This window comes from Microcoleus sp. N9_A1 (assembly GCF_036701795.1).
Lineage (GTDB): Bacteria > Cyanobacteriota > Cyanobacteriia > Cyanobacteriales > Microcoleaceae > Microcoleus.
The window spans coordinates 100,354-126,426 of record NZ_JAUBRI010000002.1; the positions used below are offsets into that span (position 1 = coordinate 100,354).

The 26,073-nt window shown below is 45.8% G+C and carries 24 protein-coding genes; 12 read left to right on the forward strand and 12 right to left on the reverse strand.

The genetic code is table 11. From position 1 onward, the window contains the following. Positions 1 to 329: 329 nt before the first annotated feature. Positions 330 to 3,257 (forward strand): urea ABC transporter substrate-binding protein, encoded by a 2,928-nt coding sequence (urtA, locus tag QUA58_RS01325; RefSeq protein ID WP_333247372.1) that lies wholly within the window; start codon positions 330 to 332, stop codon positions 3,255 to 3,257. A gap of 239 nt (positions 3,258 to 3,496) precedes the next feature. Here urtA and QUA58_RS01330 read toward each other — a convergent pair whose 3' ends face one another. Beyond that, positions 3,497 to 3,979 carry a hypothetical protein gene (locus tag QUA58_RS01330; protein WP_333247374.1) on the reverse strand — a complete coding sequence of 161 codons (483 nt, stop codon included), beginning with the start codon at positions 3,977 to 3,979 and terminating at the stop codon, positions 3,497 to 3,499. A 179-nt stretch (positions 3,980 to 4,158) separates the two neighbouring features. On the opposite strand from QUA58_RS01330, the gene uvrB reads away from it, so the two are divergent. Beyond that, positions 4,159 to 6,171, forward strand: coding sequence for an excinuclease ABC subunit UvrB (gene uvrB, locus QUA58_RS01335; protein WP_333392740.1), 2,013 nt, complete (start codon positions 4,159 to 4,161; stop codon positions 6,169 to 6,171). Positions 6,172 to 6,180: 9 nt separating this feature from the next. Then, complete coding sequence (locus QUA58_RS01340) at positions 6,181 to 6,648, forward strand: DUF2281 domain-containing protein (RefSeq protein ID WP_333392741.1); 468 nt, start codon at positions 6,181 to 6,183, stop codon at positions 6,646 to 6,648. A 52-nt stretch (positions 6,649 to 6,700) separates the two neighbouring features. On the opposite strand, the gene QUA58_RS01345 is transcribed toward QUA58_RS01340, so the two are convergent. Both QUA58_RS01345 and QUA58_RS01350 read right to left on the reverse strand, forming a co-directional pair. Next, on the reverse strand, positions 6,701 to 7,069 hold the full coding sequence (locus QUA58_RS01345) for a type II toxin-antitoxin system PemK/MazF family toxin (RefSeq protein WP_333090919.1): 369 nt from the start codon (positions 7,067 to 7,069) through the stop codon (positions 6,701 to 6,703). An 8-nt stretch (positions 7,070 to 7,077) separates the two neighbouring features. Beyond that, a complete protein-coding gene (locus QUA58_RS01350) occupies positions 7,078 to 7,479 on the reverse strand; it encodes a hypothetical protein (RefSeq protein WP_333392742.1) in 402 nt (133 codons plus the stop codon). On the opposite strand from QUA58_RS01350, the gene QUA58_RS01355 reads away from it, so the two are divergent. After that, positions 7,478 to 7,630, forward strand: coding sequence for a hypothetical protein (locus QUA58_RS01355; protein WP_333392743.1), 153 nt, complete (start codon positions 7,478 to 7,480; stop codon positions 7,628 to 7,630). The genes QUA58_RS01350 and QUA58_RS01355 overlap by 2 nt on opposite strands. Positions 7,631 to 7,727: 97 nt before the next feature. Here QUA58_RS01355 and QUA58_RS01360 read toward each other — a convergent pair whose 3' ends face one another. The 4 genes from QUA58_RS01360 to QUA58_RS01375 form a co-directional block, all read right to left on the reverse strand. Continuing rightward, positions 7,728 to 9,356, reverse strand: coding sequence for a DGQHR domain-containing protein (locus QUA58_RS01360; RefSeq protein ID WP_333392744.1), 1,629 nt, complete (start codon positions 9,354 to 9,356; stop codon positions 7,728 to 7,730). A 3-nt stretch (positions 9,357 to 9,359) separates the two neighbouring features. Then, positions 9,360 to 9,914 (reverse strand): GIY-YIG nuclease family protein, encoded by a 555-nt coding sequence (locus QUA58_RS01365; protein WP_333392745.1) that lies wholly within the window; start codon positions 9,912 to 9,914, stop codon positions 9,360 to 9,362. A 136-nt stretch (positions 9,915 to 10,050) separates the two neighbouring features. After that, on the reverse strand, positions 10,051 to 10,290 hold the full coding sequence (locus tag QUA58_RS01370) for a hypothetical protein (RefSeq protein ID WP_333392746.1): 240 nt from the start codon (positions 10,288 to 10,290) through the stop codon (positions 10,051 to 10,053). A 112-nt stretch (positions 10,291 to 10,402) separates the two neighbouring features. Further along, a complete protein-coding gene (locus QUA58_RS01375) occupies positions 10,403 to 11,440 on the reverse strand; it encodes an NADP(H)-dependent aldo-keto reductase (RefSeq protein ID WP_333392747.1) in 1,038 nt (345 codons plus the stop codon). 189 nt (positions 11,441 to 11,629) lie between these two features. On the opposite strand from QUA58_RS01375, the gene QUA58_RS01380 reads away from it, so the two are divergent. The 5 genes from QUA58_RS01380 to QUA58_RS01400 all read left to right on the forward strand — a co-directional run bounded on the left by QUA58_RS01380 (position 11,630) and on the right by QUA58_RS01400 (position 18,852). Beyond that, on the forward strand, positions 11,630 to 12,769 hold the full coding sequence (locus QUA58_RS01380) for a DegT/DnrJ/EryC1/StrS family aminotransferase (protein WP_333392748.1): 1,140 nt from the start codon (positions 11,630 to 11,632) through the stop codon (positions 12,767 to 12,769). 149 nt (positions 12,770 to 12,918) lie between these two features. Further along, complete coding sequence (gene crtB, locus QUA58_RS01385) at positions 12,919 to 13,794, forward strand: cyanoexosortase B (RefSeq protein ID WP_333392819.1); 876 nt, start codon at positions 12,919 to 12,921, stop codon at positions 13,792 to 13,794. Then, positions 13,794 to 14,513, forward strand: a complete 720-nt coding sequence (locus QUA58_RS01390) for a cyanoexosortase B system-associated protein (protein WP_333392750.1) — start codon at positions 13,794 to 13,796, stop codon at positions 14,511 to 14,513. Before crtB ends, QUA58_RS01390 begins: the two co-directional genes overlap by 1 nt. A 319-nt stretch (positions 14,514 to 14,832) precedes the next feature. Next, positions 14,833 to 16,410 (forward strand): polysaccharide biosynthesis/export family protein, encoded by a 1,578-nt coding sequence (locus QUA58_RS01395; RefSeq protein ID WP_333247398.1) that lies wholly within the window; start codon positions 14,833 to 14,835, stop codon positions 16,408 to 16,410. A 123-nt stretch (positions 16,411 to 16,533) separates the two neighbouring features. Then, entirely contained in the window at positions 16,534 to 18,852 is a 2,319-nt protein-coding gene (locus QUA58_RS01400) for a lipopolysaccharide biosynthesis (protein WP_333247399.1), read from the forward strand. A 264-nt stretch (positions 18,853 to 19,116) separates the two neighbouring features. On the opposite strand, the gene QUA58_RS01405 is transcribed toward QUA58_RS01400, so the two are convergent. Further along, on the reverse strand, positions 19,117 to 19,395 hold the full coding sequence (locus QUA58_RS01405) for a hypothetical protein (protein WP_333247401.1): 279 nt from the start codon (positions 19,393 to 19,395) through the stop codon (positions 19,117 to 19,119). Between the two features lie 446 nt (positions 19,396 to 19,841). Here QUA58_RS01405 and lpdA point away from each other — a divergent pair, with 446 nt between their 5' ends. The 3 genes from lpdA to QUA58_RS01420 all read left to right on the forward strand — a co-directional run bounded on the left by lpdA (position 19,842) and on the right by QUA58_RS01420 (position 22,712). Further along, complete coding sequence (lpdA, locus tag QUA58_RS01410; RefSeq protein ID WP_333392752.1) at positions 19,842 to 21,281, forward strand: dihydrolipoyl dehydrogenase; 1,440 nt, start codon at positions 19,842 to 19,844, stop codon at positions 21,279 to 21,281. A 382-nt stretch (positions 21,282 to 21,663) separates the two neighbouring features. Beyond that, on the forward strand, positions 21,664 to 22,155 hold the full coding sequence (locus QUA58_RS01415) for a DUF4365 domain-containing protein (protein ID WP_333247404.1): 492 nt from the start codon (positions 21,664 to 21,666) through the stop codon (positions 22,153 to 22,155). Continuing rightward, the gene (locus QUA58_RS01420) at positions 22,152 to 22,712 is read left to right on the forward strand and encodes a hypothetical protein (protein ID WP_333392754.1); all 561 of its coding nucleotides are present in this window, start codon (positions 22,152 to 22,154) and stop codon (positions 22,710 to 22,712) included. Before QUA58_RS01415 ends, QUA58_RS01420 begins: the two co-directional genes overlap by 4 nt. A 43-nt stretch (positions 22,713 to 22,755) precedes the next feature. Here QUA58_RS01420 and QUA58_RS01425 read toward each other — a convergent pair whose 3' ends face one another. The 4 genes from QUA58_RS01425 to QUA58_RS01440 form a co-directional block, all read right to left on the reverse strand. Beyond that, the gene (locus QUA58_RS01425) at positions 22,756 to 24,102 is read right to left on the reverse strand and encodes a DUF2254 domain-containing protein (protein WP_333392756.1); all 1,347 of its coding nucleotides are present in this window, start codon (positions 24,100 to 24,102) and stop codon (positions 22,756 to 22,758) included. Further along, on the reverse strand, positions 24,099 to 25,133 hold the full coding sequence (locus QUA58_RS01430) for a mechanosensitive ion channel family protein (RefSeq protein ID WP_333392758.1): 1,035 nt from the start codon (positions 25,131 to 25,133) through the stop codon (positions 24,099 to 24,101). Before QUA58_RS01430 ends, QUA58_RS01425 begins: the two co-directional genes overlap by 4 nt. A gap of 226 nt (positions 25,134 to 25,359) precedes the next feature. After that, entirely contained in the window at positions 25,360 to 25,701 is a 342-nt protein-coding gene (locus QUA58_RS01435) for a helix-turn-helix transcriptional regulator (RefSeq protein ID WP_194070083.1), read from the reverse strand. A 23-nt stretch (positions 25,702 to 25,724) separates the two neighbouring features. Then, positions 25,725 to 26,066, reverse strand: coding sequence for a type II toxin-antitoxin system RelE/ParE family toxin (locus QUA58_RS01440; RefSeq protein ID WP_333090944.1), 342 nt, complete (start codon positions 26,064 to 26,066; stop codon positions 25,725 to 25,727). Between the last annotated feature and the right edge of the window lie 7 nt (positions 26,067 to 26,073).

Consider the following 26,073-nt stretch of genomic DNA (forward strand, 5'->3'; position numbering starts at 1 on the left):
ATTTCAGCCCCCATTTTTAGGTGGATTGTTTTTAGGCAGGGGCTGAAATCCCCTGCCTAAAAACTTCGCACTCCGAAGTCAACTGTCAACTGTCAACTGTTAAAGCTTTTTTTTCTAATGAACTCGCCTGTTCGGATGGCTTCATCAAGTGCACAGTATTAATCTCTCGTATTGCTCTATCGTTTTGTTTTTCAGCTTTGCTTTTCTTACTATCATGGTATGATTATATCAAATCTCAGCACTTTTTATCAAGGAAAGTCCTAGATAAAAGCCGCACTTAAGTGCGGAGCTTTAAACCCCATTTTTCGGTAAAAATTATCTAAAACCCTATGGGAGCAAGGAGCAGTAACCCCCTCGAAGCAGCCGGCTCGACTCGTGAGCCGATCAAAATAGGCGTGTTGCATTCGCTGACGGGCACGATGTCCATCAGCGAAATTTCTGTTAAAGATGCGACGCTGTTGGCTGTTGAGGAAATTAATGCGGCGGGAGGGGTGCTCGGACGCCCCTTGGAAGCGGTTATAGAAGATGGAGCCAGCGATTTGCAGACTTTTGCTCAAAAAGCTAAGCAATTGCTCTTAGAAGCGCAGGTGGCGGTGGTATTTGGCTGTTGGACTTCGGCGAGCCGCAAAGCTGTACAGCCGGCTTTCGACCAGGGCAAAGGGTTGCTGTTCTATCCGGTGCAGTATGAAGGGCTAGAACAGTGTCCGAATATTTTCTACACTGGTGCTGCCCCGAACCAACAGATTGTGCCTGGGGTGAATTACTTGCTGGCACAGGGGAAGCGGAAAATTTTCCTGTTGGGTTCGGATTATATCTTTCCCCGCACGGCAAATCGGATTGTGAAAGCTCAACTGGCGGCACAGGGGGGAGAGTTAGCGGGGGAAGTGTATCTGCCACTCGGTTCTAAGGAAGTGGGCGAGGCGATCGCACATATCTTAGCAGTGAAACCGGATGCTATTGTCAACACTCTCAACGGGGACAGCAATGTGGCTTTTTTCCAAAAGTTGCGGGAAGCTGGCGTGAAACCCGATGATTTGCAGGTGATGTCGGTCAGTATAGCAGAAGAGGAAGTGCGGGCGATCGGGCCGTCCAATATTGCTGGACATTTGGTGGTATGGAACTATTTTCAAACGGTGGATACACCGGAAAATCGTAAATTTGTCAAGGCTTATAAAGCCCGATACGGGGAAAATCGAGTCACGGATGACCCGATCGAAGCTGCTTATTTGGGTGTTTACCTGTGGAAGCAAGCAGTAGAAAAAGCTGGTTCGATAGATGTGGTTAAAGTCAGGGCGGCTGCTAAAAATATTGAGTTTGCAGCGCCCTCGGGCAAGGTAAAAATAGATGCCCAAACACAGCATACCTGGAAAACTGTGCGGATTGGTAAGGTGAGGTTGGACGGTCAAATTGAAGAGATTTGGAATTCGGGCGTACCGGTTCCGCCAGATCCTTTTCTCAAGGGCTATCCTTGGGCGGCGGCACTTACTCCGAGGCAGATTTCTTTGGGAACTCGGGCTTCTTTGATCGGGCTGTTTGTCATCTTGGTACTGATAACTTGGATGGCGGTGGGAGTCGGGTGGATGGGTTCTGTGGAGATGAAGAACTATTTGCTGACAATAGACGCTGCGTCAGCTCCGGCGGCGGGGGTTCCAGAGGCAGCAATGGTGGTGCTGGTGCAGCAAACTCTGGCTTTGGTGAGCCGCACTCAGCACTGGCTGCTGGGGGCTTTGGTTTTGAGTTCGATCGCGGGGATAGTCGGTTTGGTGTCGGTGTCGGCAATTATTCGGAATCTCGGCTTGCTGCGGCAAACTGCTGAACTGATGGCGAGCGGTGATTTGACGGCTCGATCGCCTATTGTTTCTAATGACGCGATCGGGGTGCTATCTTCTACTCTCAATACAATGGCTCAGCAAATTAGCAGTTTGCTCAACGGTTTGGAAGTGCGGCAGCGGCAGCTCGAGGAACGATCGCGCGAATTGGAAGTTGCTAAGAACGCTGCGGAAGCTGCCAACCGGGCGAAAAGCACATTTTTAGCAAATATGACTCACGAGTTGCGGACGCCCTTGAATGCGATTATTGGCTACAGCGAGCTGCTGCAAGAAGAGGCGATCGAACTAGGCGAAGAAGAGTTTGTGATGGATTTGGCAAGCATCAATCTTGCAGGCAAACAGTTGCTAAATATTATTAGCGATATCCTTGATATTTCTAAAATTGAAGCAGGAAAGATGACTCTTTTTCTGGAAACTTTCGATGTGTGGAAGTTGATCGAGCAGGTTGTGACTACGGTTCAACCACTGGTAGGGAAAAATGGCAACACTTTGATCGTCAATTGCGATCGCGATATTGGCACGATATATTCTGATTCCTCGAAGTTGCGACAAGCGCTGTTGAATTTGACGAGTAATGCTGCTAAGTTTACCGATCGAGGGAAAATTACGATTAATGTTTGGAAGGAAGAAGAATCGGAAGTTTTGCCTCCTGACAATTCTGAAGGACTTTCTATCGTGAACTCTGGGTGTCAAAATTCTGCGATCGTGTTTCAAGTCACCGATACTGGCATCGGGCTGACTGACGATCAGTTGTCGAGGCTGTTCGGGGCTTTCTCCCAAGCCGATGATTCTACTACTCGCAGGTACGGTGGCACCGGTTTGGGGCTGACAATTAGCCGGAGGTTTTGCCAGATGATGGGCGGTGACATTACGGTTGAGAGCGAGTTTGATTGCGGTTCTACTTTTACGATCCGGTTGCCGGTTGCGGTAAAAAGCCCGAAAGAAGCGCAGGAAGATCGAGAAATCGCAGAAATGCCGAAGTCTTCCGACGATTTAGAAACGAGTGTAGCGGCGACTGAAGCGAAGCAAAGAGCAGTGCGATCGCAACCGCTGGATCTGCCGGATGCTGCTACTGTGCTGGTGATTGACGACGATCCAGACGCGCGGGATTTGATGACCCGCTGCTTGTCGAAACAGGGATTTCTGGTGCGATCGTCGGCTAGCGGTCAAGGGGGGCTTCTGTTGGCTAAGGAGTTGCTGCCCGACGCGATTATTCTGGACGTGATGATGCCAAGTATGGACGGCTGGGCGGTGCTGTCGGAGTTGAAAGCCGATCAAGATTTGGTTGATATTCCAGTGATTATGATAACTTTTTTGGACGACCAAAATCAGGGTTTGGAATTGGGAGCGGCGGAGTATGTGAGGAAGCCTGTGGATTACAAGCGCTTTGCTGCTTTGTTGAGTAAATATCAGGGTATCGAGAAGTAGCTAGTTGACTGTTGACTGTTGGCTGTTGACTGTTGACTGTTGACTGTTGACTGTTGGCAGTGGTTATTAGTTATTAGTTATCGGTAGCCGATAACAACTAAAAATTAACAACTAACTACTAAGCTGTCGCGCATTTAAATTGCATATTCTAGGCGGGCGGGACACCCTACTAATTGTTTGATTGTTTTTTGACAGACAATTTAAATGCCGCAACAGCTTAACAAATAACAACTGACTAATTAATCTAAAAAGCCCATTAATGCCGAGCTATCGTCAATTTCGTTTGAAGCAATAGGGCGGTTTCCTCCCATTGTGGAGTAAACTTCGTCAATGTGCAGAGTGCTGATACCAATTGGGCGGGCACCGGACATACTGAACATTTCGCTGACTTGCATGGCGCTGGAGCCGATCGGGCGCCTCCCGATTGTACCAACCACTTCCAAGTCGCTGGCTTCCACGGGGCGATTGCCTACAATGCCGTAGGTTTCGCTGAGGTGCAGGGTGCTAGTGCCGATCGGGCGATTCCCCGAGATCGAGACGGTCTCGCTGATGGTAAAATCGTCAGGGCCGACGGGGCGGTTGTCATGCATGAGTTGAGGCCGATAAAGTTGAATTCCTGTTGCTTTGGCATCCGTGGGTTCTGTCGCTTGGCTTTTGGAACTTGCTTTGCCGCGGCGGGCGATCGCTTTGCCTTTGCCTGTACCTGTGCTCCTCGTATCCATAATTCTTTTCCTCGTTTATTGCTGTTGATTGCTGGGTTCGGACAACCGCTTTCTGGGCTTTTTGCTTTCTATTTCGGCCGATGATTAAAATAATATTACAAAGTCTAACTATTTTCTTAAAGAAATTGCAGAATCTCTGCATTTTTGTTAAGATTTATTGGTAATAGCTACATTTTCCTATGGTAACTGCGGCAGGATCTTTTCAATTGCAAGCGCCCTTCCAGCCCACAGGCGACCAACCGCTAGCGATCGAGCAACTCGTCAAAGGCATCCAAGCGGGCGATCGATTTCAAACCTTACTCGGCGCGACAGGTACCGGCAAAACCTTCTCCATTGCCTCGGTTATTGAAAAAATCGGCAGACCCACCTTAGTTCTAGCACACAACAAAACCTTGGCAGCTCAACTGTGCAATGAACTTCGCAATTTTTTTCCTAACAATGCAGTCGAATACTTTGTCAGTTATTACGACTACTACCAACCTGAAGCATACATCGCCGTCACCGATACATTCATCGAAAAAACCGCAGCAATTAACGATGAAATCGATATGCTGCGACACTCCGCCACGCGATCGCTATTTGAACGCCGCGACGTAATTGTCGTAGCATCAATTAGCTGCATCTACGGTTTGGGAATGCCCGCAGAATACCTGAAAGCTGCTATCCCTTTGCAAGTAGGAATGGAAGTCAACCAGCGGCAAGTTTTGCGAGATTTAGTCAATGTCCAATACAGCCGCAACGACATCGATTTAGGCAGAGGCAAATTTCGCGTCAAAGGCGACGTTGTAGAAATCGGCCCCGCCTACGAAGATAGAATTATTCGCGTCGAATTCTTCGGCGACGAAATCGATGCCATTCGCTATGTTGACCCCGTAACTGGTAAAATCCTGGCAAGTACAACCGCTTTAAATATTTATCCAGCCCGCCACTTTGTGACTGCTGATGATAAATTAGAAGCTGCTTGTCAAGGAATAGAACTCGAATTAGAAGACAGACTGGCAGAATTTGAAAAAAATGGAAAACTCTTAGAAGCTCAGCGAATAGAACAGCGCACCCGCTACGATTTGGAAATGCTGCGCGAGGTAGGATACTGCAACGGAGTTGAGAATTATTCGCGGCATTTAGCAGGCAGAAATGCGGGAGAACCGCCAGAATGTTTGATTGATTATTTTCCCAAAGATTGGATGTTGGTGATAGATGAATCCCACGTTACAGTCCCGCAAATTCGGGGGATGTACAACGGCGACCAAGCGCGCAAAAAAGTATTGATCGAACATGGTTTCCGATTGCCCAGCGCGGCAGACAACCGCCCTTTAAAAGCAGAGGAATTTTGGGCAAAGGAGAATCAGTGCATTTTTGTTTCTGCTACGCCTGGAGATTGGGAAATCGAGATTTCTGAAGGAAGAGTTGCCGAACAGGTAATCCGTCCGACGGGAGTAGTCGATCCGACGATTTTCGTGCGTCCGACGGAAGGACAAATTGACGATTTGTTGGGGGAAATCAATCAGAGAGTCAGCCTGAATGAGCGGGTTTTGGTGACAACTTTAACGAAGCGAATGGCGGAAGATTTAACCGAATATTTGCAGGAAAGGGCGATTAGAGTCCGGTATTTGCACTCGGAAATCCAGTCGATTCAACGCATCGAAATTATCCAAGATTTGCAGGATGGCAAGTTTGATGTGTTGATTGGTGTGAACTTGCTGCGGGAAGGTTTGGATTTGCCGGAAGTGTCGCTGGTGGTGATTTTGGATGCGGATAAAGAGGGGTTTTTGCGATCGGGACGTTCGTTGATTCAAACGATTGGAAGGGCGGCGCGCCACATTCGGGGACAGGCGATTTTGTATGCGGATAAGTTGACTGACAGCATGGTTAAGGCGATCGACGAAACGGATCGGCGCCGGGGGATTCAGCTAGCGTACAATAAGATGCACGGGATTACGCCTCAGCCGATCGCGAAAAAGCGATCGACTAACGCGATTTTGGCGTTTCTGGATGTGTCGCGCAAGCTGAATTCTCAGCAGTTGGAGGAGGTTTACGAACGGGTTGATGAGTTATCTTTGGATGAGATTCCTCAGTTAATCGGGCGGTTGGAAGCGCAGATGAAGGCGGCGGCTAAGAAGTTGGAGTTTGAGGAGGCGGGTAAATTGCGCGATCGTATCAAGCATTTGCGGGATAAGCTATTGGGACATTAAACCCGGCGGTTGAAACCGCGTCTACACGAACAAAACCCGCCTTCGCGGGTTAAAGATTGGACAGCAATGAGCAAATTTCAGTTATTTGATGCAGTTAATTTAACCGAAGAAATCGCTCTCGCAGATGGCGGAGTTGCACCCCCAGAAACAGCGGGGGCGATTGTTGAGGTATTCAAGAACGGTGAAGCTTATTTAGTCGAATTATTTGGCGGCTGGGTGAAAGCAGAAGTTGGCGGAGATTTTGTTGCCGCAACTCAGGATGAGCCAGAATCATTTATGGAAACGATAGGTGTTGAAACAGTTTATCCGCATCAGTTGCAATTAGTAAAATCTGCTAGCGAAATGATGGGAGTTCGAGAGCGTTTACAGTCTATTTTGGATAATTTATCTGAAGATTTAGTGGCTGAAGTATGCGATTTTGCCGAGTTTTTGCAGGAAAAAAAGCAAAAAGTACGCGCGTGCGAATCTATCCCGTAGGGAATCGCATTAAGCATTTGCGCGATAAACGTTTAGATAATGGAGGAATAATTTAAAAGCCAAACATAGCTTTTATTCCATTTGCGATCGGCTGATACTCTTCTGCGGTTAAACTGCCAAGATACCGCAATACTCGCCGAATATCTACAGCGCGTACTTGATCCAGCAATACTATCGAGTCGGCGGTTAGATTTCCCACTCCAGCCTGAAGACTTGGGTATAAAATTGGATTTTGTGCAGTCCAATCTCCTGATTGTCTGGTAATCGGCACAACAATCACAAGCTCAAAACGGATCGTACCTGTGTTGCTTGGCCTCCCCACTACTACTGCAGGGCGTATTCCTTGCTGTTCGTGCAGTGCAGGCGTTTGAGGAGGGAAATCAACCAGTAAAATATCGCGGATGGTGAATCTATTAGCCACGCTTATTGCTATACCCTTTCGTCTTCAAGAATAACAGCACCTACTCCCGGTATATAGCGCACGGGTTGACCAAGTTTCATCGGGTCTACATCTCCCCAATCATAGGGGGGAATTTCATTATCGACGAGGTAAAGTTGACGCCAAGGCGATTTTGCCAATGCTTCCTCGGAAATGTCAGGAAAAAATATTAGCACTTCTGGGATGCCAACTGGAAAACCATTGAGTTTGCTCAAGCCATCTATAATAGCGGCGAGGACGGATAAGTCTAAATGGTTGAGCTTTTCGGCTTTTTCGATCAGTTGGTATACGGTTTCAGGATTGAGTGTTTCGCCGACAGCTTCGACTAAGTTTTCGGGGGTGAAACCTCGACATTTCAAGTATTCGGCTAGTTGTAAGCGAATTGTGCTCATGGGTTTAGTTGAGAAAGATTTTAGGGTGAAGTGCGATCGCCCTTTACCATTGTCCTATTTTTTGGATGGAAAGGGCGATCGCGCTTTCTATGATATTTCTAGTCTATCTGCTGCATATTCGCGATCGTGCCCAGAGGAGGTAATGCCGTAAATTTTGCGCGGACATCCGGCAGATCCGGCTTCTTCGGCAATTGTCGAAAAAAGTTTTGTTACATCGCTATATTTGAACACCTCGTCAAGTTGATAGCTTAATCTTTTACTTCTTCCGTTTCTTTGAAAATATCCTCATCATCTTCAATTTCATCAGATTCTTCTTCATCTTCCTCAAAAGAGTCAAGCGAATCTCGAACTTCAGCAAAAGAATCATCTGATTCAGAAGATTTCTCTATCTGCTCATCAATAAATTCAACTTCAGGTAATATCACATGAAAATCTTTTCTCCAAACGGAAATCAAAGATTCATTCCAGTTAACCTCGCTGCTGACATCATCTCTAGTACGTTTTATCAAGTCTCTCACGCCCTCAGAGGAATCTAGCAATATCATTCTGATCAGGTCTATACATTTATCAGTCCCAGATCCTGTAGTGATCATGGTTAGTTTTTCATTTGGTCGCACTAGAACACTAGACCAATGGGGGGCATTTCTGTTAAAAAATCCCTCTTTATCCATTTTAGTAACACTAAGCGATATCGCATCAAGAATCGCAGGAATACGGTACTCTATTCTTATCTTCATTAGGAACCTTGAAACAGCGGAAAACAGAATTTTTTGCCCTAATATAGTATACAAAACGTTAGAATCTCGTAAGTCTTTTATAGTTGCTTTTTGGCTGGCACTTAATCTAGATTGCTCCGGTTGAGTAGGAATATTGATACCAACGTAGTTAATCTGTGATACCCAATCCTTGAATGGCTGAAGTTCAGTGAAAAACCACTTAAGCAATGCTTTTGTACTTATCTCAGGAAGTTTAGGATGAGATTCGTAATAATTTTCCAGAGCTATATTACGCTCAGTTGGTGAATTGAATGATTTCTTTAAAGCTTGCTTCTGATAATCTTTCAATAGTTCAATAGTACATTGGCTAACCAAATCTAGAGTTGTTAGATAGGGTTCTGATTGGGTCAAATTTCTTGATTTGGAAGACCATTTAACAAATTTATCTTCAAGCACTTCTTCCTCTAAAAGTTTTCTAGGAATCAATGCTGATATTTTACTGTCATCCAGCAATAATTGAGTTTGTTTATCGATTGATTTTGCAGTCTTGTTGATCACTGTAAAAATATTGCGAGTTGCTTTGATTATTTCATCTCTTACTGTTTCGCTTAAGTCTGCATGACCAACTCTACCAAGATTACCAAATACTAGATAAACAACTGGTATGTCAAAAGTTTCGTCGCACTTAAAATTCTCATTTATTTGTTGAGGACTTAAAGGCTCTTTTTTAGTATAGGCGTTCCAGTATCTCTTTAATGAAAGAAGTCTATGTTGACCATCAATTACAATTCTAGCTACGTTTTTATATAGCTTTAAATTGACCCATTTTTCAACTGTTTTTCCCTGACTACTAACTTCAGAAAAGTCCCAAAACTCTCTTTGGTTATTCGAGTTGGGCAAAAGTACAACTACAATTGAATTAAAAAAGCGAATTCCACCCTGTGCTAGATAAGAAAATATTTCTGTATTCGCTCTGTTTTCATCTAGTTTTCTCTGAACTCTTTCAGAAAAGCTCCAACTGCCTTGAATTTCATCAGCAAATCTAATATTTTCAACGGCATCACTTTGATCTAGAGTTGTTATGAAGTACCTAACTTCACCAAACTTACCACTGATTGCCTTATATTCTATCGTCTCTGGAGACTGATTATCTAATTCCATTTTCTAACTTCTCTGTGTATTAAACTTAGGTTGACATAGTTGAATTAACAGACTTTCTAACTCTCTAGAAATGTTTTTTGGGCAAGGTAAACAAACAAATAAAAATTCATCAGGGGTTCTGGAGTTTCCGTACCTTGATAAAAAGCCATCGTCTCGATCCAAATGTTGGATAAATCTATCTCTTAAGTTGCTTGCTGTGCCAATGTAATCGGGGCGTTGGAAAATGCTACATGAGATCAGAAGACTTTTTAAAATTCTTCGTTCTTTAGGCTGAGAAACCGCTTGGATAAATTGCACCATTTTTTGAGACAAACCAACTGACTCTCCACAAGTATCGACAATAAACTTACTTCTATTATGTTTTTCCGAAAATTTCGTTTTAAATACTGTACTTCTTAAACGATTATCTACACCATCAGACAAGTTATTTTCTAAAAAATCAAAAGCGTGATAAAAAGCATAAATCCCGGATTTTTCAGGAAGATCATCTGCTGCAGATATAGTTGCTGTTACTACAGTAAAATTTTTAAAAAAGTTGTCGTGGACTGTTTCTTCCATAGAGTAAAATTTTAAAAAATATCGCTCACTTTTAACAATTAGCAGTATTTCACTTTTACTGCATGACTGGATGAAACTGTAACAACTCGTAACACCTCAGCAACAGAGCGATCGCCCAAAACACCATCCAAACCAACTACTTACTCAACACCACAGCATCGGTATTACCAGAAAAAGCCGGACTAATAAACTCATCCTTCTCCTCGGCTGTGATGTAACCCTTATCTACAGCTAGCTGCATCACTTCAGCCAGAAAACCTCTGAGTGCATCTAATACTTGAGCGCGATCGAACTCAAACACCTTTTCCCAACCAGTGGTAAGTTGGGCGAAGTGAAACGTAAGTTTCGTTACCTCAACCCAACCTACTAATACCAAATCTGGATTAACTTTTCCCTCAAACTCTTAGTCCGCGCAGGCGGACTTTGTGTGTGTAGAAGCGGTTTCAACCGCCGATTCATCTATAAACCCGGATTTGGTATAATTAGGATTACGGTGTCGGATTCGGATACTTAGCGTGCACCGCATCGATTTCCGAAACAATCTCCCGATCCAAATTCACATCCAAACTGCCGAGATTTTCCTCCAACTGTTCGAGACTTGTTGCACCGATAATAGTGCTACTTACAAACCAGCGCGATCGCACATAAGCCAAAGCCATCTGCGCCGGAGTCAAACCGTGTTTGCGCGCAATCTCAATATACGCTTTCACCGCATCATTCAGATTAGTTTTATCGTAACGCTGACCGAATCCAGCAAACAAAGCCAGCCGCGAATTTTCGGGAATTCCGTTCAAGTATTTACCCGTTAAAATTCCAAAAGCCAAAGGACTGTAAGCCATCAATCCCACATTTTTAAAACGGCAAGTTTCTGCCAAATTCATGTGAAAAGTCCGATTGCTCAAACTAAAAGCATTTTGAATCGAAACAACTTTCGGCAAACCGTGTTTTTGTGCCAATTCGCAAAACTCGCAAACTCCCCAAGGCGTTTCATTGCTCAAACCCAAATAGCGGATTTTGCCAGCTTTTATCAAGTCAGCAAACACCTCTAACTGCTCCAAAATTGGTACAGTTTCGTGTTCTTGAGTAATATCGTAATCTGGCGCGCCAAATAGCGGCACGTAGCGATCGGGCCAGTGGATTTGATAGAGGTCGATGTAGTCAGTTTGCAAGCGCTTCAGGCTATCGTTCAGGGCTTTTTCGACATTTGGGCGATCGATCTGATTTTTTCCTTCCCGAATCCACTTTAACCGAGTGCTTCTGCCCGCCACTTTCGTCGCTATAATAACCTTATCCCGCTGCTGTTTCGCCAACCATTCCCCGATATATTCCTCTGTTTTTCCCTGAGTTTCCGGTTTTCCAGGCACCGGATACATTTCGGCCGTATCGATAAAGTTGATTCCTTTGGAAATTGCCAAATCGAGCTGCTGGGCCGCCTCTTCCACAGTATTTTGCTGGCCGTAAGTCATCGTACCCAAACAAATTTTAGATACTGATAAATCGCTGTTGCCGAGTTTTTTGTATTCCATGATTTCGATTGCTGCAAAATTCTCTCATTCTATATTACCGAAAAACCTTGATTTAATTGACAACTCCCAAAAAGTGCGATCGGCTTTCTCCTCTTTTCCTCTGCGCTCTCTGCGCCCTCTGCGGTAGAAAATTTTAAAAAAATATCCGCACTTAAATGTTAATATAAATAATTAATCTCCCTCTGGTGTATGAGTAGTCGCCCGCCCAAAGTTCCATTTGTCAACCTCTCCCTGCAACACCAACCAATTCAACCCCAAATAGTAGCAGAAATTGGAAAAATTATCGAGCGAGGAGACTTTATTTTAGGCCACGCACTTGCCGAATTTGAAACAGCATTTGCAGCAGCTTCTGGAGTACAATACGGCGTAGGAGTGGCTTGCGGAACAGATGCGATCGCCCTGGGACTCCAAGCTTGCGGCATTAATCCGGGCGACGAAATTATCGTACCCGCCAACACATTTATCGCCACCATCATCGCCGTCATTCAAGCCAAAGCAATACCTATCCTGGTAGATTGTGACCCGGAAACCGCCCTGATTGACCTGACAGCAGCCGCAACAGCAATAACCTCAAAAACTAAAGCAATTATCCCCGTACACCTCTACGGTCAAATGGTGTCGCCTACGCAGCTTTTAGATTTTGCTAACCGGCACGATTTAATCATATTTGAAGATGCCGCCCAAGCGCACTTAGCCGAAAGAGAAGGATACCGCGCGGGTGCCTTTGGGAAAGCAGCAGCATTCAGCTTTTATCCCAGCAAAAACCTCGGCTGTTTTGGCGACGGCGGGATGTTAATTACTAACGATGCAGAGCTCGCAAAAACCATGCGTACTTTCCGCAATTACGGAGCTCTTAGCAAATATTTACATACAGAAATTGGCACCAACAGCCGCCTCGACAATTTGCAAGCGGCTGTACTCAATGTTAAATTACCTTACTTAGAAAAATGGAATCGCGATCGCAACTTAGCCGCCCAACATTACAATACTTTATTAGAGCCGCTGAAACACAAAGGCATTGTACCGATCGCCAATCACAGCAGTTCAGGTCACATTTATCACATCTATGCGATCCAAATTACTGAGAAAAGCCCGATCGACCGCAATACCCTCCAGCAAAAACTCGCCCAAGAAGGGATTGAAACAGGCATCCACTATCCCGTACCCTGCCACCTGCAACCAGCCTACCAAAACTTAGGCAATCCGGGCGACTTCCCCCACGCAGAAATCCTGTGCCAGCAAATTTTATCATTGCCAATGTATCCCGGATTGAGCAATACTCAGATCGAGCAGGTTGTACAGGCGATCGGGCGATCGTTGAATTGCTAATTGTTCATAAAATTTATGCAGGAGGTGTTTCAAGCAGTAGGGTGCGGTTCTCAAAGCGTTTTGGTGGGGAATTAACAAATCTTTAACTCACAGTTTAAAACCCGAAAGCGTTGCGAATCCAGCGCGGCAATCTTAAAACTTCTCAAACCATGCACATCCAGCGCAAAATTCGCATTGTTTTCAAGCGATACCTCCTAGGGGAAGGTATCACGGTACTCCTAGTGCTGCTGTACGCCCCCCTGCTAGTACACTGGTACGACGGCTGGCTCAACAAAAGCATCAGCCTCGAACACGAATATTTCAGCCACGGACTAATTGGTTTGCCCTACGCAGCTTATATTGCTTGGATGAACCGAAAGTGCTGGCGCAGCTTGCCCAACTCACCGCATCCTTTGGGAGGCTTTTTGCTGGTACTAGCCACGCTTTTTTATCTGAGTCGCTTGAGCGATTTAGTAAATTTATCCCTCCCCGTAATGCTGGCCAGCATTTGCTTATCTTTAAAAGGAATTCCCGGCTTACAATTGCAGGCGATGCCGCTTTTATTCGTATTTCTGGCCTCGCCGAACCACATTCCTTACCTCATAGAACCCTACGCCTTGCCCTTACAGCAATTCATTGCTGAAACATCAGGCTGGATATTAATTAAGATTGGTATCAACGTGAGAGTGGAAGCAATTTATCTGTACGTAAACGAGCGCATTGTAGAAGTTGCTCCACACTGTGCAGGCTTAAAAATGCTGTTTACCAGTCTTTACGTCAGCTTAATTTTGCTGGATTGGACGGGAGTTTGGAACTCTCGCAAAAAAAGTCTTTTGTTTCTAGTGATTACATCCATCATTAGCATCACTTCCAACATTTTTCGCAATACTTTGCTAACTTACTTTCACGGAACCCAAAGAGAGGCGCTTTTTACTTGGCTGCACGCCGGATGGGGCGGAGATTTATATTCTGCTTGTATACTAGGGTTATTGGTACTTCTCCTCAACGGGATGGACAAGTATTTCCCAAGTCAGTCTGGCAATTAATGAAACAGATGATTTCAGCACAGAAACTACTGCGGTGGTATCAATTATCTAAAATTATGGTACTGGTGTTTTTGCTGGTATTAGTTGGAGCAGTAGCAATTCCCGGCTACGCGACGGGAAGATGGCCTTGGACAAACCCGCCAACCCTTGCCAACCTTAAGCAATTAAGAAGTGTGCGCCAAAACGGGATAAAAATTCCTGAGTGGCAGGTTATAGCCGTTCAGAATAACGTCCAAATTGGCACTCACAGATGGTTAGTTGAAGAAATTAAAAAGGATAAAACAATTGCCATTTTATTGCTGTTGCCTCAAAATTACCCCAAAAACCAGCCCCAAGTGGAATGGCTAGATATCGATGGATTTCACCGATGGCAAACCGATTCTCATCGCACTTTGAGGTTTACTGTTAAATTAGCACCAATACCCGACCAGCCACCGCCTACTGTCGAGGCGAGGTTTTTCCGAAGCTGGACTCCCCAACAAACTTTTGCTGTCGTGCAGTGGTACGCTTGGCCTAACGGGGGTTCTCCAGCAACCAGTCGCTGGTTTTGGGAAGACAGCATTGCTCGGCTATCGAACCGCCGCGCCTCTTGGGTTGCTGTCAGTATCATCCTTCCCATTCAACCGCAGGGCGACATTAAGATAGCTCAACCATTGGTGGAATCTCTTGCCGAAAATGTCCAGGCTAAATTAATGACAGAAACTTTTCGGTTTGAGTAAGCAGGTAGGTGCAAATAAATCAGCCTAGGGCGTGGGCTGGTTTTGCCAAAATCAACTGCTTCCTATTCAGTTGACAGTTGACAGTTGACAGTTGACAGTTGACAGTTGATAGTTGACAGTTGATAGTTGATAGTTGATAGTTGACAGTTGACAGTTGATAGCGACCTCTACCTGGAAGGAAGAGGATTGGAGTAATGAATAGTCTGATTTTAATTTCTCCCTATAAGGGTTCCGGCTTTAAACCAATTTTTTCTGGTAAATATCCGGATTCAACTCGCCCCTAAAATATCTTATTGTTTTTTCTCGTCGCTATATTTAGATGAAACTTACAAATCAGGTCATTATTCAAAATATTACTTTTTTAAATCCTCTCAAAAAGCGGGAAAAATCCACAATTAAAAATCGCCTCGCTTTTTCCTTGGCAGGCCTGTATTCAACTGCTTGGACTCTATCTTTTGCTGCTGTATTCTGGGGTTTTAATAGCAAAAATTTTTCGGAAACGGCTTTAGCTCAATCTGTTGTTCCAAGAGACGAGCGACTCGTGGCGCCACCGCCATTGCGTGTACCGCCACCGCCGCCAGCCAACTTCAACCGGGATATTAACCCAGCTTTTCGGAATCGGCCCTACCGCCTGGGCCCGGGAGACCAGATTTCTGTTCAAGTTCAGCGCTTCCCAGAGCTAGGTTTTACGGGTGCAATCAGCCCTGAAGGGGTAATTGTACTGCCGCTAATCGGAACAGTAAATGTGCGTGATCTTACTGTCGAAGAATCACAGCAGCGCCTCCGGGAGCGCTTTGGCCAATTTATCAAAAATCCTCAAGTCTCGGCTGCTTTGCTGGTTCAGCGCCCCGTGGTGGTGACGGTGACGGGGGAAGTGGCCAGACCGGGTTTTTATCCGCTGCAAACCCCCCAGCTTCCTGCTGCTCTGGCGGCTGCTGCTGGGACTACTCCGACGGCGGAACTGCGGGCGGTGCGGGTGCGGCGGACTCTGCCGGGAGGTGCTGTGGCTGAGCAAGTTGTTGATATTTTGACTCCGCTGCAAACTGGTATTGCTCCGCCGGATTTGCGTTTGGAAGATGGAGATGCGATCGTTGTACCGTATAAACAGGTTACGCCCGATCGCAAATCCGATCAAGATTTAGCATCCAGGTACAGCCTCGCTGCTGCTGCTGTCCCCGTCCAAATCACTGTCACCGGAGAAGTTGGCAAACCGGGTTTTTACACGCTTCCGGCGGGTTCTGGTCGAATTTCGGCTGCTTTGGTGATTGCGGGGGGAGTCACGGGAAAAGCCGATTTGCGGGCGGTGCGAGTGCGGCGGACGCTGATGGACGGCTCCTCGGTGGAGGAACCAATCGACCTCTACACTCCCCTAGCAAACGCTAACGATTTGTTCGATTTTCCTTTGGCATCGGGAGATGTGATTGTCATCCCCCAATTGGACGCTAGTACCAAAAACCTAGACTACGACAAAGCTCTTGTTTCGCGGTCTACTCTGATTAAGCCCCGGATCTACGTTCGAGTTTTGAGTTACGCTAGTGGTGGTTTGACTTCGTTCTACGTAGAAAATGGCAGCAGGTTTTTGGATGCTCTCAACAACTTGCCTGCTAATCTTGCTGACTTGCGGAAAATAGCCCTGATTCGGTTCGACGAAAAGCAAGGTAGAGCAATCAACCGTTCGATAGATGCTAAAGCTGCTTTGGAGGGCAATGTTTCTCAGAACCCGATGCTCGAAGATAATGATGTGATTGTTATTGGTAGGAATTTGGTAGAGCGCATTGGTTATGTAATCAATACTTTTACTCGACCATTCCGGGATACTTTGGGATTTATTCTGTTTTTTGAGCAGTTGAGAAATGGGGTAACAGATCTGTTCGGCCCGTCACGTAATGATAGGTAGTCAGTTGGCAGTTGGCAGTTGGCAGTTGGCAGTTGGCAGTTGGCAGTTGGCAGAAGTCATCAGTCATTAGTTATGATTTATCGTTAACAATTAGCAATCTAAAATCTAAAATCTAAAATCCTTATGACTTTATCTGTTGTCAAACGTTATTTAATTGCTTTCGACCAATACAAGTGGGTGGGACTGGCTACTCTCGCGGTGACTGTGGGAGTGTCGGGAGTAGTGGCTTTGCAGCCAAAGGCGGCGCCAGTTTACGTTGCCATAGGTACGCTGGCCTACGACAGACCGAACGTGATTTTTTCATCGACTACTACTAAAATTCAACAGGAAGGACAAGAAATAACTAAAGATATGCTGCTGGATACAATGGTGGTTAAACCAGCAGCAGAAAAACTCATCAAAGCCGAAAAAAAATTAAACAAAGAAGAAGAAGAAGAAGCGGCAATAGTAAATCAAGAAGAAGAAAAAAAAGCAGTAGAAGTTTTGACTAACAAGCTGGTAAAAGACGTGCAGGTAAAGATGCCCAGTAAGAATAATGACCCCAGCGCTTTGATTCAAGTATTGTACAAAAATGCCGATCGTACAAAAGCAGAAGCGGTAGTAAAGGCGCTGATGAAGGAAATGGTGGAGTACAGCGAAACATTTAATACTTCTAGACTGCGAGCAACGATCGACCAAATTAACCAGCGTTTGCCGAAAGTAACTCAGGAACTCCGAGAGACGGAAGCAAAACTTGAAGCATACGAAAAACGAGAAGGAACTTCAATTTTAGCAGCTCAGAGCGGTGCTTTGCCGCTAGCGATTACCAGCAGCCAACAGCAGCAGCGGCAACTCCGCGTGCAGTTGGGAGGAATTGTAGCTCAAATTAATAGTTTGCAGGATCGCTTGGGATTGAATGTGGAGCAAGCTTACGTCGCTCAAGCACTCTCTGCCGATCCAATTATTGCCCAACTGCGAGTGCAATTGTTTTCGATCGAATCTCAGCTCAAAATTCTCCGCAGCGACTTGCAGGAGGAACACCCGAAAATTGTAGAATTGCTCAAACAAAAACTTGCTTTTGAGCAGCAGTTGCAGCAGCGGCAATCTGAGGTACTCGGCGGTAACGGGGTGGCGGCTCCGCTCAGAAGTGCCGCTCGAATTCGGGTAGACTCTTCTTTAGATCCGGCCAGACAGCAGTTAGCTCAAACTTTGATTGGTTTGCAAACGCAGCGGGATACGGTGCAACAGCAACTCCAAGGAATCGAGAAAACTGAACAAGAATTGCGTCGGGAACACGCGACAATCCCCAACAAGCAGTTAGAACAAGCGCGGTTAGCCCAGCAAGTGGGGTTCAAAAAAGCTCTCTACGACAAGATGCAGTCGGCTTTGGTAGATGCTGAGGCTGCGGTAGCTGAGACAACGGGGAGTTTGAGAATCGCCCAATGGCCGCAAACTGATGACGTTGAGTCAAACAAGAGAGGTTTGCCCGTGATGCTGGCGGTGGGCGGATTTGTGGGATTGCTGCTGGGCGGGGGGTTGATATTTTTGTTGGGGATGCTCAACGGCAAGTTTTACAGTTGGGAAGAAGTGCGGGCGGCTTTGGTGGAAAAAGAGGTGCCGATACTGGCAGTTTTGCCTGAAGTGACGGTGTTTGATTCCTACGGCGATGAAATAATGCCGCTCGCCTTGGAGGCAAATTCTCCCTATTTGGAATTTTACGAGCGGTTGCGTACTAATTTGCGCCGGATCGGGAACAAACCTGTGAAGGTGGTGTTGCTGACTTCGGCGGCGCCTTTGGAGGGGAAAAGTTTTAGTGCTTATAATTTGGCAATTGCATCGGCTCGATCGGGTAAACGGACTTTGCTAATTGAAGCAGATTTGCGATCGCCTTCTAACGTTGAATCTTTAAAAATCGCCGCTGATCCTCTGGCGGCGGTGGAACCTTTGCACTATTACGGCAATTTTAGCGAGTGCGTCCTTTTGGTTCCAGAGGTAGAGAACCTATACGTCGTGCCAAGTCCGGGCTTTTTGCGACAAGCCTCCGCCGTACTAGAATCAAGCGAAATGCGGAGATTGTTTGAGGATGTTCGCAACCGCTTTGATTTTGTGGTTGTGGATTCTCCGGCATTGAGCGAGTGCAACGACGCGCTGACGCTGGAACCGTACACGGACGGTATGATTTTGGTGGCGCGGCCTGGTTACACTTTGTCTAGTATGTTGTCTGAGGCTGCAGATCAGTTGCTGGAATCTGAGGAGGACGAGTCGCATAAATCCGGGCCGCGGCTGTTGGGAGCGATTATTAACGGTGCTGATATTGCGGTGAAGTTCCGCAATGATATGGATATTGATGAATGGGAGTTGCCTTTGAGTGCGATCGGCGATCGCGCGATCGAAGTGCGATCGAGGCAATTACCGCAGCACTCAAAGCCTAAAAATAAGGCTATTAATAGTAAATTGAGCTAATTTATCTGGCTTGATTCTTGTAAAACAATCCTCAACGAAATATGAATATATTGTAGGTTGCAACCTAAACAGCTTAAGCTTAAAGCACCGTTAACAGCCAGTCGATTTTAGATTTTAGATTTTAGATTTAAAAATCGACTCCACAGATGAATCTGGGAGCTGGAACTTCGGTCTAAAATTTTTCGCTTGTCAACAGTCAACAGTCAACAGTCAACAGTCAACAGTCAACAGTCAACAGTCAATACTTGAAAATGTGTCATCCCACTATTGATTGGATTCAGGGCGTTTCTGGTGTTTGCTCTGGATAAACTGTTCCAAATCGGCGATCGCATCTTCAAAATCCGACAAATTAATTTTCGCAGGTCTAGTCATCTTCGGCGGACTCGAAGACTGACTCGAAGACTTCGCCGGAGGCGGTGGAGATTTAGGTTGTGCAGCTTGACTGCTGTTCGACTCTATAGAATCGAACAATTCATCCAGGGACTCAAAAAATGATTGAGCCGAGGCCCGGCGTAAATCTTTCTGGTCATCGTCATCCGTCATAAGCCACTCCATAGAGTCGAAAAGTTGCCAACAAACTCTGTCCGCCCCGGCGCGTGCAGATATTAGACATGAAAACCGACTAAAACAAGCAGGGGGACAGAATTTAACCGGGCGGTGGGAATGCCTGCGGCCCAAGTTGCTGCCCCAATATCAAACCCGCAGCGGGCATTGTCAGCCTTCAAACTGTATTTAACTGTACACCCGCCTACTGAGTGATTTGAGACTTTGTGTAGACCCAGCTCAAAATCATCGACCCTGAAAAAATCTCAGTTAGGGCTCTTTCGTTGTCTAATTAACCCTAGTCTAGTCGAGAATAAGGACACAGGACTTATGCAATTATTACCGCTGTTCAAAGGTTGCGATGGCAACGCGCCACCTCGAAAGGACGGAGAGACGGTGTTTGTTGCTTGAGTCCTAAGATTTCAAAGGCATTAGGAGATTTTAAGGTGACTCAGGGATTTGATTACGATTTAGCAATTATCGGCGCTGGCGTGGGCGGACACGGCGCGGCCATACACGCGGTTAGCTGCGGGCTGAAAGTGGCAATTATCGAAGCGGGCGATATGGGCGGAACTTGCGTCAACCGCGGCTGCATTCCCTCTAAGGCGCTGCTGGCGGCTTCCGGGCGGGTGCGGGATTTGCGGAATGCCCACCACCTCAAGATGTTGGGTATTCAGTTGGGAAACGTGGATTTCGATCGCGGAGCGATCGCCAATCACGCTAATACTATTGTTAGCAAACTTCGCGGCGACTTGACCAACAGCCTCAAACGTTTGAACGTGGATGTCATCCAAGGTTGGGGCAAAATTGCCAGTGCTCAAAAAATTACCGTCGAAACAGATAAAGGCGAGAAAACTATTACCGCCAAGGATATTATTCTCGCTCCCGGTTCGATTCCTTTCGTCCCTCCAGGGATAGAAATTGACGGCAAAACTGTATTTACCAGCGATGATGCTGTCAGATTGGAATCCCTACCGAAGTGGATCGCAATTATTGGCAGCGGTTATATCGGTTTAGAGTTTTCGGATATTTACACAGCCCTCGGCTGCGAAGTTACGATGATTGAAGCTCTCGATCAATTGATGCCGACTTTTGACCCAGATATTGCTAAATTAGCCGAACGAGTGTTAATTGCACCCCGCGATATTGAAACAAAAGTGGGTTTGTTGGCTAAGAAGATTATTCCCGGTTCCCCGGTAATTATTGAGTTAGCTGATTTCAAAACGAAGGAAGTTGTCGAAATTTTGGAAGTTGACGCTTGTTTGGTAGCGACTGGCCGAGTTCCGGTGAGCAAGAATTTGGGGTTAGAAACTCTTGGCGTGGAAACCATGCGCGGTTATATCCCCGTTAACGATAAGATGCAGGTTTTGGTAGCGGGAGAACCGATCGCGAATTTGTGGGCGATCGGCGATGTTAATGGCAAAATGATGTTAGCGCACGCTGCATCTGCCCAGGGAATTGCAGCAGTCGAAAACATTTGCGGCCGCACTCGCGAAGTTGACTATTTGAGTATCCCAGCGGCGGCTTTTACTCACCCGGAAATTAGCTATGTGGGAATGAATGAACCTGCGGCGAAGGAGTTAGGAAAAGCCGAAGGGTTTGAGGTTGCTTCTGTCAAGACTTATTTTAAGGGAAATTCTAAGGCTATTGCGGAGGGTGAAACTGACGGTATGGCTAAGGTGATTTACCGGACAGATAATGGGGAATTGTTGGGAGTTCACATTTTTGGTTTGCACGCTTCGGATTTGATTCAGGAGGCTGCAAATGCGATCGCCCAGCGCGATTCTGTGAACTCTTTAGCATTCCGAGTTCACACGCACCCGACGCTTTCGGAAGTGCTGGATGAAGCTTTCAAACGGGCGGCTGGGGCGGCGGGCGGTCATTAATTTGGGCGGTGGCTTCCGAAGGCTGTCAATTCAAGTTTTAACCGTTGATTAATTTCGTTTGTAGTTGAGTCTCGATCCCCCTAAATCCCCCTTAAGAAGGGGGACTTTGAATGCTCTTCTCCCCCCCTTCTTAAGCTACCGTGTACACATCTCTGTGTAAAACCAAAATCCTCGGAGAGCCCCTAAATCCCCCTTAAGAAGGGGGACTTTGAAATCCATTTTTCTCCCTTTTAAGAGGGGCTTTGAATGCTCTTGTCCCCCCCTTCTTAAGGGGGGCTAGGGGGGATCGAGGGACTCATTGGAGCAACAGGAGACTGAGTTTGATGTATTTGTTGACATCAATATGCGATCGCGATCGCCCCTTTTTGAGAATTGTGTTTAAATGGAACTGAATCAGCGAAAAGAACAATTTAGTAAAGCTTACGTGCGGGCTGTGGCAGCAGTCGCTGGCTGTTCGGTAGATCAACCCGAAAATGATTATGATAGCGTTGACCTCTGTATCAAGGCTGTCGATCGCGATCCAGTGCAGCCACACCGTCTCGAATTGCAGTTAAAATGTACGTCAAGAGATGTACTCAATGCCCAATGTGTTCGATATCCGCTCAATGTCAAAAATTACAACGACTTGAGAGTGACTGCCTTTATTCCCCGCCTGTTAGTTGTGGTTTTAGTACCGGAAAATATCGGGAAATGGATACAACAGTCAGAACAGGAAATGTTGCTCAGGCATTGTGCCTACTGGTTATCTTTGCGGGGAATGCCGGAAACTCAAAATACCAGTCGCGTGACTGTTGAGTTGCCCCGCAACAATCAGTTTACAGCAGAGGCTCTACAGTCCATTATGCAGCGCATTAGCCAAGGAGATATCCCATGAAAGTAACTGTACGGGATTTTGAAGTTTTTAAGAATTTAGATGTCAATGTAATCATAGCATATTTACAAAAACATGGCTGGCAAGAACACAGCCGAATTTATGACAATAAAGGGGCGATTTGGGTCAAGAAAAATGAGGCGGGAGAGTTGTTTGATATCGGATTGCCTCTGACGCGGGATTTTGCGGATTATCCAGCTAGGATGGGAGATGCTGTCAAAAAGCTGGAACAGGTAGAAAAGCGTTCTCAATTAGAGATTTTAAGCGATTTAATTACTTGTTTAGAAAATACTGAGATTCAAGGATTCATTGTCAAAGTCGATCGCCAAGGAGGGGAGAAAATTGGTAAAATTGCAATGATGGGATTTGTGGTGGGTAAGTTGCAGAAAATCTATCTCGAATTGCAAGACAATGATTTGATTTTGGCACTGAAAGCTTATCAGGAAAGAATTCCGGTAATATGCGACGGCGATTTTGTCAAGGAGGGCAAATATTTTGCTGGGAAAAATCTGCGGAATTTTGCTTTGATGGCAGAGGAAAAAGGGAAAATGGTACTTTGAAGGGCTTGCCATAACTACAAATTACCACATTTTTCCTCCTAGCTCAATCCTGCTTAATAGCTTTTAATGCTGCTAAATATCGCTCTTGAATGTCTTTGCGATCTAATTCATCGAAATTTGCCTGCTGGCTGGCGCGTTCAGTCTGATCGGCGTGTCGCCTGAGTGCTGTTCGGTGTGTGGTTCGATCGGTGAAACGGGCCACAACTGCGATCGCCTCTAGCAACCGCATCGTGATAGCTACATTCGATTTTCCATTCTGTCGAATTTGGTTAAAGGCTGCATCGAGCACGTCAGTAAAGGCGATGGGTTCTGCAATCATCCGAAGCTGGTTGCTGTCGTCGTAGCGGTAGGGAGAGGGAATTTCTCTTTGGGTTAAACGACAAAGGGCCGCACTCAGTTGGTCAATACAGCGGATAGCCGTAAACGGATCGTTGATTCCTGGGGAAAGAGCGCGTACTGCAATCTCAACGAGTTGGTCGATCGAAAACTCTACATCCTGCCGCTCCGTGCGCTGCGATCCAATCAGAAAAGCACCGTTAATCTTGGATGTAAGTTCATCGTTTACTTGTTTTCCAGGAAAGACTTGTACAAGTTCACTTCCTTCGACAGTAAAGCGACCGGGACGCTGTTGAATTTGTAACAGCAGGTTATGCTCGCTAGCAATTTGCATTAGTTGGTCATTATTAATGGCTTGAATGTAGCCACCATTCTTTGCTGAAACTGGACGGGCATCTTGCTCAAAATTAGCTGGAATCTCGGCGGAAATATCCGATGGATTGTCTTGCTGCTTGTTTTTAGCTTTACTGGTTCCCATACTTTCTGGAAACAGTCGATCGATCGCATTATCAAGTTCCTCACCAACTAATTTAATCACATGATCGACCTGAATTGATAAGGCAGAATGATGAATGAAATAAATCAATACGCCAATGCTGGCGATCGCCAAACCAATGCCGCAAGTTACTGCTAGGTGGGGGACAAACTCATGTTCTTCTAACCCGTTGATTGTTCGCAGCACCATCAAGCTATACACAAAGGTGGAAATGAACGTTCCCAGCACAATTTGGTTGCCCTTATCTTGCATAAAGTTACGCAGCAAGCGAGGGCCAAACTGCGAAGATGCAAGTTGAAGGGCAACGATTGTAATTGAAAAAGCTGTAGTAGCAACGCTCATCATTGAACTGGCGATCGCCGAAAGAATCGCGCGCGAGCCGCTCGGGCCTAGAGTATAGGCCCAACCCAATTCTCCAATCAGCTTGGTTTTTTGATTTTGGTCAATCCCGATGGTGACAAACGAAAGTGCGATCGCCAAAAAAACCATGACGCTGGGAACAAACCAGAAACTCGAATTTAAGGACTCCCACAAGTTGCTCAATTTCGTATTTTTCACCGATCTTGCTCCTCAGTATATTTGTTGTTGGAAATTACTTTTCCATCCTCAGATTTAGTGCGTTGAAACTCTGTTGCGGCCAGTTGTCTGAGGGCGCGGCTGATACTGCGCGATTTGGGAACTTCAGCTTGTCCGGCGGGCCAGCCTTCGCGCTGACGCTTGCGATCGCCATCTGTGTCTTCTGTCTGATCGTGGAACAAAATCTGCTGAGTTGGGAAGGGCAGATCGATCCCATTTGCTACTAGCTTGTTTTTAATGTTAGTTAATACGCGGTCTTGAAAATCTAAGAGTTCGGCACGGCGAGGTGGCTGCACCCACCAGCGGGCCCGAATGTTAACACTGCTACCAGCTAATTCTACGACGATCGCATCGGGAGCCGGATCTTTCAGCACTCCATCTACTTCATGAATTGCCTCTAAAATTAATTGTTTTGCAGTATCAATATCATCGCTATAGCCAATGCCGATGTCATACTGCAAACGGCGATTTTCAAAGGCTGTGTTCACGATTACAGAGTTAGTAAATAGTTCCGAGTTGGGAATTACAATCCGTCTACCATCATAGGTTTTTATTATCGTCGCCCGCGTTTGAATATTTTCTACAGTTCCCTCAAAGTCTTTGAATACAATTTGATCATCAATGTGGAAAGGTTCAGTCAGCAGGATCAAAACACCCGCCAGAAAATTTTGCAGGATATCGCGAAACGCAAACCCGATCGCCACACCACTAATTCCCAATAGCTGAATAAGATCGCTGGCTTTGATGGAGGGAATGACAACCGACAGAGCAATAAACAATCCTGTAAGAACGGTTGCTCCTTGTGCTAATCGTCCCAGCACTAATCCTAAATTGCGAGCTTGACGGTGAGCGCTGGTTAGTTTTCTGACCGTTCGTTTCAGGGTTTGGCCAATAAAACAGAAAATTGCGAAAACAATCAGTGCCAGTACAATATTTGGTAATAAAATCAGGAAATCATTGGCCATTGCCTGGACTTTACTCCAAACATCGGTGATTTTTTCTGTTGTATTCACAAGAGTTTTAGTCAATAGGTCAAGTCAGATTCTATGCCTAAGCGATGGAATCGGCATCTACCAAAGGTTAGGAATTTGCCGAAGTGGAGCGCCCTGAATGCCTGCTATCTTGGTTGGGGCGCTGGTAGATGGGCGGCGGTTAAGGTTTAAGTTAAAGTGCAATTCCCGACGGGATAGCTACCCTAGGGGAACGCGAAAGCGAACGCTGGTGCGTACTTTTAGTAATTCAGTTAAGATGAGATATTTGTGAGGAACCGCTGTTAAGAATCACGTCAGCTATGTCTTGGCGTGTAGCACCAAAGGTAAGCAAGGTGCGAATCAGGAGATCGAGGGAAGCGGAAGGATCGCCAGCTTCTATTTTAGCAACTCTTGATTGGCTGGACTTAATTCTTTGAGCAAGTTCGTGCTGCGTCATCTGTTGGTTAATCCGGTTTTGTTTGATGGCTTTACTCAGTGCAAGTTTCATTTCTATGAAGGCTGTTTCTTCTGCTGAAAGTCCTAGAAATTCCTCTGCTGTTCCGATAGTCCATCCCGCTGCTTGTAGGCGTTGGCGTTTAGCTGTGTCCATAAAAATACCTTCCTGATATCAATTCAAATTTGGTCGTATTGTTTCAACCGTTTTTTACATTTTTCAATGATAAAATCCGGTGTTTTGTTCGTGGTTTTGTTAAAGACATCGAGTATAATGATAGCATCTACGTCTATTCGATAAATGATGCGCCAATCCTTGCTTGTCCCTGAATCGGCTAGACGGATCTCGTGACAATGAGCTCCGATGCTTGGCATAGGGCGAGAGAAAGGCATGGATAGGCTTTCGCCATCCTGTAGCTTTCGCAGGAAAAATCCGGCTTGAATACGCGCCTCAGTAGAAAAAGGCGGTGTTTTTACTTCCCCACTAAGCCAGACAAGGGGTTTGCTTTCCGAATCTACCATCTATATT

Bases quoted from the DNA above. Each gene is read 5' to 3' on its own strand.
- urtA (WP_333247372.1), top strand. From the start codon at position 330: ATGGGAGCAAGGAGCAGTAACCCCCTCGAAGCAGCCGGCTCGACTCGT.
- QUA58_RS01330 (WP_333247374.1), bottom strand. From the start codon at position 3,979: ATGGATACGAGGAGCACAGGTACAGGCAAAGGCAAAGCGATCGCCCGC.
- uvrB (WP_333392740.1), top strand. From the start codon at position 4,159: ATGGTAACTGCGGCAGGATCTTTTCAATTGCAAGCGCCCTTCCAGCCC.
- QUA58_RS01355 (WP_333392743.1), top strand. From the start codon at position 7,478: ATGGGTTTAGTTGAGAAAGATTTTAGGGTGAAGTGCGATCGCCCTTTA.
- QUA58_RS01350 (WP_333392742.1), bottom strand. From the start codon at position 7,479: ATGAGCACAATTCGCTTACAACTAGCCGAATACTTGAAATGTCGAGGT.
- QUA58_RS01360 (WP_333392744.1), bottom strand. From the start codon at position 9,356: ATGGAATTAGATAATCAGTCTCCAGAGACGATAGAATATAAGGCAATC.
- QUA58_RS01365 (WP_333392745.1), bottom strand. From the start codon at position 9,914: ATGGAAGAAACAGTCCACGACAACTTTTTTAAAAATTTTACTGTAGTA.
- QUA58_RS01375 (WP_333392747.1), bottom strand. From the start codon at position 11,440: ATGGAATACAAAAAACTCGGCAACAGCGATTTATCAGTATCTAAAATT.
- QUA58_RS01380 (WP_333392748.1), top strand. From the start codon at position 11,630: ATGAGTAGTCGCCCGCCCAAAGTTCCATTTGTCAACCTCTCCCTGCAA.
- crtB (WP_333392819.1), top strand. From the start codon at position 12,919: ATGCACATCCAGCGCAAAATTCGCATTGTTTTCAAGCGATACCTCCTA.
- QUA58_RS01390 (WP_333392750.1), top strand. From the start codon at position 13,794: ATGAAACAGATGATTTCAGCACAGAAACTACTGCGGTGGTATCAATTA.
- QUA58_RS01395 (WP_333247398.1), top strand. From the start codon at position 14,833: ATGAAACTTACAAATCAGGTCATTATTCAAAATATTACTTTTTTAAAT.
- QUA58_RS01400 (WP_333247399.1), top strand. From the start codon at position 16,534: ATGACTTTATCTGTTGTCAAACGTTATTTAATTGCTTTCGACCAATAC.
- QUA58_RS01405 (WP_333247401.1), bottom strand. From the start codon at position 19,395: ATGACGGATGACGATGACCAGAAAGATTTACGCCGGGCCTCGGCTCAA.
- QUA58_RS01415 (WP_333247404.1), top strand. From the start codon at position 21,664: ATGGAACTGAATCAGCGAAAAGAACAATTTAGTAAAGCTTACGTGCGG.
- QUA58_RS01420 (WP_333392754.1), top strand. From the start codon at position 22,152: ATGAAAGTAACTGTACGGGATTTTGAAGTTTTTAAGAATTTAGATGTC.
- QUA58_RS01435 (WP_194070083.1), bottom strand. From the start codon at position 25,701: ATGGACACAGCTAAACGCCAACGCCTACAAGCAGCGGGATGGACTATC.
- QUA58_RS01440 (WP_333090944.1), bottom strand. From the start codon at position 26,066: ATGGTAGATTCGGAAAGCAAACCCCTTGTCTGGCTTAGTGGGGAAGTA.